The organism is Streptomyces sp. NRRL B-24085 (genome assembly GCF_001282115.1).
Classification (GTDB): domain Bacteria; phylum Actinomycetota; class Actinomycetes; order Streptomycetales; family Streptomycetaceae; genus Streptomyces.
In genome coordinates, this window is the sequence record NZ_LJBR01000288.1 from 1 (window position 1) to 5451 (window position 5451).

At 71.1% G+C, this 5451-nt stretch carries 6 protein-coding genes and 2 tRNA genes; 1 reads left to right on the forward strand and 7 read right to left on the reverse strand.

What is annotated here, in order from left to right; all coding sequences use genetic code 11:
* Positions 1–280: 280 nt before the first annotated feature.
* The 7 genes from AOJ26_RS28500 to AOJ26_RS28530 all read right to left on the reverse strand — a co-directional run bounded on the left by AOJ26_RS28500 (position 281) and on the right by AOJ26_RS28530 (position 3935).
* A complete protein-coding gene (locus tag AOJ26_RS28500; RefSeq protein ID WP_053851232.1) occupies positions 281–1726 on the reverse strand; it encodes an MFS transporter in 1446 nt (481 codons plus the stop codon).
* Between the two features lie 90 nt (positions 1727–1816).
* Positions 1817–2386 carry a TetR/AcrR family transcriptional regulator gene (locus AOJ26_RS28505; protein WP_179200429.1) on the reverse strand — a complete coding sequence of 190 codons (570 nt, stop codon included), beginning with the start codon at positions 2384–2386 and terminating at the stop codon, positions 1817–1819.
* A 111-nt stretch (positions 2387–2497) separates the two neighbouring features.
* Positions 2498–2926: a MaoC family dehydratase gene (locus AOJ26_RS28510; RefSeq protein ID WP_053851234.1), complete on the reverse strand. Its 429-nt coding sequence runs from the start codon at positions 2924–2926 to the stop codon at positions 2498–2500.
* An 8-nt stretch (positions 2927–2934) separates the two neighbouring features.
* Positions 2935–3387 (reverse strand): MaoC family dehydratase N-terminal domain-containing protein, encoded by a 453-nt coding sequence (locus AOJ26_RS28515; RefSeq protein WP_053851235.1) that lies wholly within the window; start codon positions 3385–3387, stop codon positions 2935–2937.
* Between the two features lie 102 nt (positions 3388–3489).
* Positions 3490–3654: a 50S ribosomal protein L33 gene (gene rpmG / locus AOJ26_RS28520; protein ID WP_003948671.1), complete on the reverse strand. Its 165-nt coding sequence runs from the start codon at positions 3652–3654 to the stop codon at positions 3490–3492.
* 89 nt (positions 3655–3743) lie between these two features.
* Positions 3744–3816 (reverse strand) — tRNA-Met (locus AOJ26_RS28525).
* Between the two features lie 46 nt (positions 3817–3862).
* A tRNA-Thr gene (locus AOJ26_RS28530) sits at positions 3863–3935 on the reverse strand.
* A gap of 255 nt (positions 3936–4190) precedes the next feature.
* Here AOJ26_RS28530 and AOJ26_RS28535 point away from each other — a divergent pair.
* Positions 4191–5451: amidohydrolase family protein (locus AOJ26_RS28535; RefSeq protein WP_053851236.1), on the forward strand; the 1261-nt coding region annotated here is incomplete at its 3' end.

Sequence of the window (5451 nt, forward strand, 5' to 3'; positions counted from 1 at the left end):
CGGGCGGACACCCCCCACCCCGTCCCCTCACCGCCGTACGCGGCTACAGGTGCGTCCCCATGACCCACCCCCAGGGGCGCGGGGAACTGCGCGACCAGCCACGACACACGTTCCATCGTGGCGGGGGTGACTACACCCACCCAGGGGCGCGGGGAACTGCGCGACCAGCCACGACACACGTTCCGTCGTGGCGGGGGTGACTACACCCACTCAGGGGCGCGGGGAACTGCGCGACCAGCCCCCACGCCCCCGCACCCTTCGACGAACCCGCGGGCCACCCCTACGCGCCCGCCATCTCCAGCACCCGCTCCTCCTCACGGGTCCCCACGACCCGCTTCCCGGAGGGAATCAGCAGGGCCGCGATCCCGGCGAGGGCCACCACGCCCGCCCCGGTGACCAGTGCCGGTCGCAGGCCGTCCACGAAGGACTGGCCGCTCTCGTAGCCGCCCTGCGAGGAGAAGATGGACGCCATGACGGCGATGCCCAGCGCCCCGCCCACCTCACGCAGCGCGTTGTTCGCCCCGGACGCGATGCCCTGTTCCCTGGGCAGCACGCTCGACATCACCAGGTTGGACGCGGGGGCGAAGAACAGGGCCATGCCGATGCCGCTGAGGACGAGACCGGGAAGCTGCGCGCCGTAGGACGCATCGACCGTGACCACGGACGCCATGTACGCGAGACCCGCCGCCTGGAAGAAGAGCCCCGTGGCGACGACCGGGCGGCCTCCGATGCGGTCGGAGAGGATCCCCGCGATCGGCGCGACGAGCATCGGCATGCCGGTCCAGGGCAGCATCCGCAGGCCCGCCTCGGTGGGCGAGTAGCCGAGGACGCCCTGCATGTACTGGCTGAGCAGGAAGATCGAGCCGAACATGCCGAGGAACATGAGGAGGCTCGCCGCGTTGATGCCGGAGAAGGCGCGGGAGCGGAACAGCCGCATCGGGAGCATGGGGTTCTTGGCCCGCGTGCTGTAGAGGACGAACGCGGCGAGCAGCGCGGCCCCCGCGAACAGGGCCAGCAGGACCACGGAGTCGGTCCAGCCGTCGGACGGGCCGCGGACCAGGCCGTAGACGACGCCGAAGAGACCGCCGCTGGCGAGCAGCGTGCCGGGGATGTCGAGCCGCGCACCGGTGCCGTGGGACTCGGCGAGGCGGAGGCGGGCGAGGGGCAGCAGGGCGATGCCGAGCGGGACGTTCAGCCAGAAGATCCACTGCCAGGAGATGTGTTCGGTGAGGCTGCCGCCGATCAGCGGCCCGGAGGCGACCGCGAGCCCGTTGACGGCGCCCCAGATCCCGTACGCCATCCCGCGCTTGGCCGCGGGCACGGCCGCCGTGAGGAGGGTGAGCGTGAGGGGCATCATGATCGCCGCTCCCACGCCCTGGACCGCGCGGGCGGCGATGAGGGAGTCGATGCCGGGGGCCAGGGCCGCGGCCGCCGACGCGCCGGTGAAGACCGTGAGGCCGGCCAGGAAGAGGCGGCGGCGGCCGAAGCGGTCACCGAGTGCCGCGCCGGTCATCAGCAGGACGGCGAAGGTGAGCGTGTAGGCGCTGACGGTCCATTCGAGGTCGTGCAGCGCCCCGCCGAGGTCCTCCCGGATGGAGGGCAGGGCGGTGGTGACGACGAGGTTGTCCAGGGCTGCCATGAATCCGGCGACGCTGGTGATGACGAGGGCCCAGACCGCTCCCCCGCGCCGTGCGGTCGGTGTGGCTTGTGCTGTCGGCTGTGACATCGCTCCCCCAACGGGTGATCGTTGGTTAGTTATTGATTACTAAGTTTCTCGATCATGAAAAGGCGCCGACGACGCCTCGGTCGTGGATTCTCAGTGCTCCAGTCGGCCCTTGAGCCGTGCCGACGGGTACATGCCTTCCCAGACCCGGTGTCCGGGCGGGAAACCCATCGCCACCAGGCAGTTGATCAGCATTCCGTACGCCAGGAAGGTCGTCGTCTCGTTGGCGTCGGCGCCCAGCGGCAGGTGGACGGTGTCCCACAGCCGCATCCAGCCGGCCCGCACCGCCTCGCCGAACTCGTGGTCACCCTCCTGCTCGGCGGCCCCCACGGCGATGTACATCTGCATCTGCATCAGCAGCCACTCGGGCCGCTCCGCGATGACCCGGGTGTACGCGTTCGCCATGGAATGCAGGGCTTCCTCGCCCTCCAGCCCCTTCGAGGCCTCCTCGAAAGTGCGGACGGTGTCCTCCATGCAGCGCTCCGCCACGGCCAGGAAGATCGCCTTCTTCCCCGGGAAGAGCCGGAAGAGATACGGCTGCGAGACCCCGACCCGCTTGGCGATCGCCTCGGTCGACGTGCCGTGGTAGCCGCCACGGGCGAACTCGATCGTCGCCTCGCGGATGACGCTCTCGCGCCTCTCCTCTGCACTCATCCTGGCCATGCGACTAAGTTAGTACTCAATCACTAACTTTGCAAGACCGGTCGTGCGACGGATGAGTAAGGGGCGCCCCGCAATGGAGGGCGCCCCTTACCGGACCGTCGGATCCGGCGCTCAGGCCAGCCGTACGACCGCTCGCGACATGCCCAGCACCTTCTGCCCGGCGCTGGTCGCCGTGAGGTCGACGCGGACCGTGTTGTCGTCGAGCTTGGCGGCGACCTTGGCGCTGACCTCGATCGTGGCGCCCTGGTCGTCGTTGGGGACGACGACCGGCTTGGTGAAGCGGACGCCGTACTCGACGACCGCGCCCGGGTCGCCGACCCAGTCGGTGACCACGCGGATCGCCTCGGCCATGGTGAACATGCCGTGCGCGATGACGTCCGGCAGCCCGACCTCCTTGGCGAACTTCTCGTTCCAGTGGATGGGGTTGAAGTCCCCGGAGGCGCCCGCGTACTGGACGAGGGTGGCACGCGTCACGGGGAAGGAACGGCCGGGCAGTTCGGTGCCGACCTCGACGTCGCCGTATGCGATCTTCGCCGTCATGTTCTTTGTCACGCCTCCTCTGCCGCGCGCGCGACCAGCTTGGTCCAGGCGGTCACGACGTGCTCGCCGGCCTCGTCGTGGACCTCGCCGCGGATGTCCAGGATGTCGTTGCCCGCCAGGGACTTGATCGCCTCGATGGTGGAGGTGACGGTCAGCCGGTCACCGGCGCGCACGGGGCGGACGTAGGCGAACTTCTGGTCGCCGTGCACCACGCGGCTGTAGTCCAGGCCGAGCTGCGGGTCCTGCACGACCTGTCCGGCGGCCTTGAAGGTGATCGCGAAGACGAAGGTCGGCGGGGCGACGACATCGGGGTGGCCGAGCGCCTTGGCGGCCTCCGGGTCCGTGTACGCCGGGTTGGTGTCGCCCACCGCCTCGGCGAACTCACGGATCTTCTCCCGGCCCACCTCATAGGGGTCGGTGGGCGGGTAGGTCCGCCCCACGAAGGACTGGTCGAGCGCCATGGGCTCGGCACCTCCTGGTTGCTCTACTGGCCGGTATCGGGTCCCTCAACGACGCGAGGCCGCCCCCGATCTCTCGGGGACGGCCTCGTGTACGAGCCTGATTTATCGCGTTTCGCGGTGCGCGGTGTGCGCGTTGCAACGCGGGCAGTGCTTCTTCATCTCCAGTCGGTCCGGGTTGTTACGCCGGTTCTTCTTGGTGATGTAGTTCCGCTCCTTGCACTCCACGCAGGCCAGCGTGATCTTCGGGCGGACGTCGGTGGCAGCCACGTGAGTGCTCCTTGACGAACGGATAGGATGGTTTAACGCATAGAAGAGTAGCCGATCGAAGGACCGACCCCGCAATCGGCTACCGTCAGTAGCGGTGACCGGACTTGAACCGGTGACACAGCGATTATGAGCCGCTTGCTCTACCGACTGAGCTACACCGCTGTGATGCGATCCGTTCCCGCCTCGCGACGGGAACCTCACACACCAGAGCCCCAATACGGAATCGAACCGTAGACCTTCTCCTTACCATGGAGACGCTCTGCCGACTGAGCTATTGGGGCGAGCGATGAAGACATTACACGCTCCGCCGCCGTTCGCCCAAATCCGTTTCGCGGCGCCCTGGGTGCCTTGATCGGCCCGGTTCCCGGGGGCCACGACAGCCCCTCCCGTACGGCGGACCACACCGGTACGACTATTGCGCTCCTCCCCGTCGAGGTCGTGCCGCCGTCCTAGGCTCGACTCACTCTGCGTGATCTTGCGTCCGTTGCGCGGTTCCGGCGGCTCCGGGCCCCGCAGCCCCGAGCCCCTGGAGCGCGATGCCCGACAGCCAGCCGCAGCCGCACCACTCCTCGTCCTCGTCGGGTGCCGCGTCGTCGGGCCGGGCCGCAGGGGCCGGTCTCCTGCTGTGCGGGGCGCGGCTCACCGACGGCAGGACGGTGGACGTACGGCTGGGCGGCGGGCGCATCGAGGCGGTCGGTACGGCCGGGAGCCTGGCCGGCGGCGGCACTCGCGCGTGCGGCGCACGGGTGGATCTCAGCGGCTGTCTGCTCCTGCCGGCCCCGGCCGAGCCGCACGCCCACGGCGACACCGCGCTGTCGGCCGACGCCGAGGGCCCGGTCTCCCCCGATCCCCGTGACGTCCAGCGTCGGGCCACCGAGGCCGCTCTCCTCCAGCTCGGGCACGGGGCGACCGCGCTACGGGCACACGTGCGCGTGGGCGACGTGCAGGGGCTGGGCGCGCTGGCCGCCGTACTCCAGGCGCGGCGGTCGCTGCGCGGGCTCACCGAGCTCACGGCCGTGGCGATGCCCCGGGTGCTGACCGGGGTGGCCGGGGCCGAAGGGCTCGCGATGCTGCGGGACGCGCTGAAGATGGGCGCCTCGGTGGTCGGCGGCTGTCCCGATCTCGACCCCGATCCGACCGGCTACGCGGAGGCGGTCCTGGAGGTCGCCTCCGAGCACGGCTGCCCCGTCGACCTGCACACCGACGCCACCGACCCGGCCCGGCTCGCCCGCCTCGCCGCCATGGCCGGGGGTCTGCGGCCCGGCGTGACCCTCGGCCCCTGCGCGGGCCTCGACCGGCTCCCCCCGGAGGCCGTCTCCCGCACCGCAGACCAGCTGGCCGCGGCCGGGGTCGCCGTGGTGTGCCTGCCGCAGGGCGGCTGCGCGGGCGTGGACGGCCGGGGCACCGCTCCGGTACGGCTGCTGCGCGCGGCCGGGGTACGGGTGGCCGCCGGCAGCGGCGCGCTGCGGGACGCCTGCAACCCCGTGGGCCGCGGCGACCCGCTGGAGGCCGCCTACCTGCTGGCCTCCCGGTACGGGCTGCGGCCGGAGGACGCCTACGACGCGGTGAGCACGTCGGCCCGGGCTGTCCTCGGCCTGCCCGAGGTGCGCGTGGAGGCGGGTTTCCCGGCCGAGTTGCTCGCGGTCCGCGGCGACAGCCTGGCCGGCGCGCTCTCCCTGGCCTACAGCCGGATCGTGGTGCACCGGGGGCGCGTGGTGGCACGGACGAGCGCGGTACGCGAGTACTGCAACTCCGCGGCGGCGGAGGAGTTGGGGCTGCCTCGGCAGGGGCGGGGGC

Bases quoted from the DNA above. Each gene is read 5' to 3' on its own strand.
- AOJ26_RS28500 (WP_053851232.1), bottom strand. From the start codon at position 1,726: ATGTCACAGCCGACAGCACAAGCCACACCGACCGCACGGCGCGGGGGA.
- AOJ26_RS28505 (WP_179200429.1), bottom strand. From the start codon at position 2,386: ATGGCCAGGATGAGTGCAGAGGAGAGGCGCGAGAGCGTCATCCGCGAG.
- AOJ26_RS28510 (WP_053851234.1), bottom strand. From the start codon at position 2,926: ATGACGGCGAAGATCGCATACGGCGACGTCGAGGTCGGCACCGAACTG.
- AOJ26_RS28515 (WP_053851235.1), bottom strand. From the start codon at position 3,387: ATGGCGCTCGACCAGTCCTTCGTGGGGCGGACCTACCCGCCCACCGAC.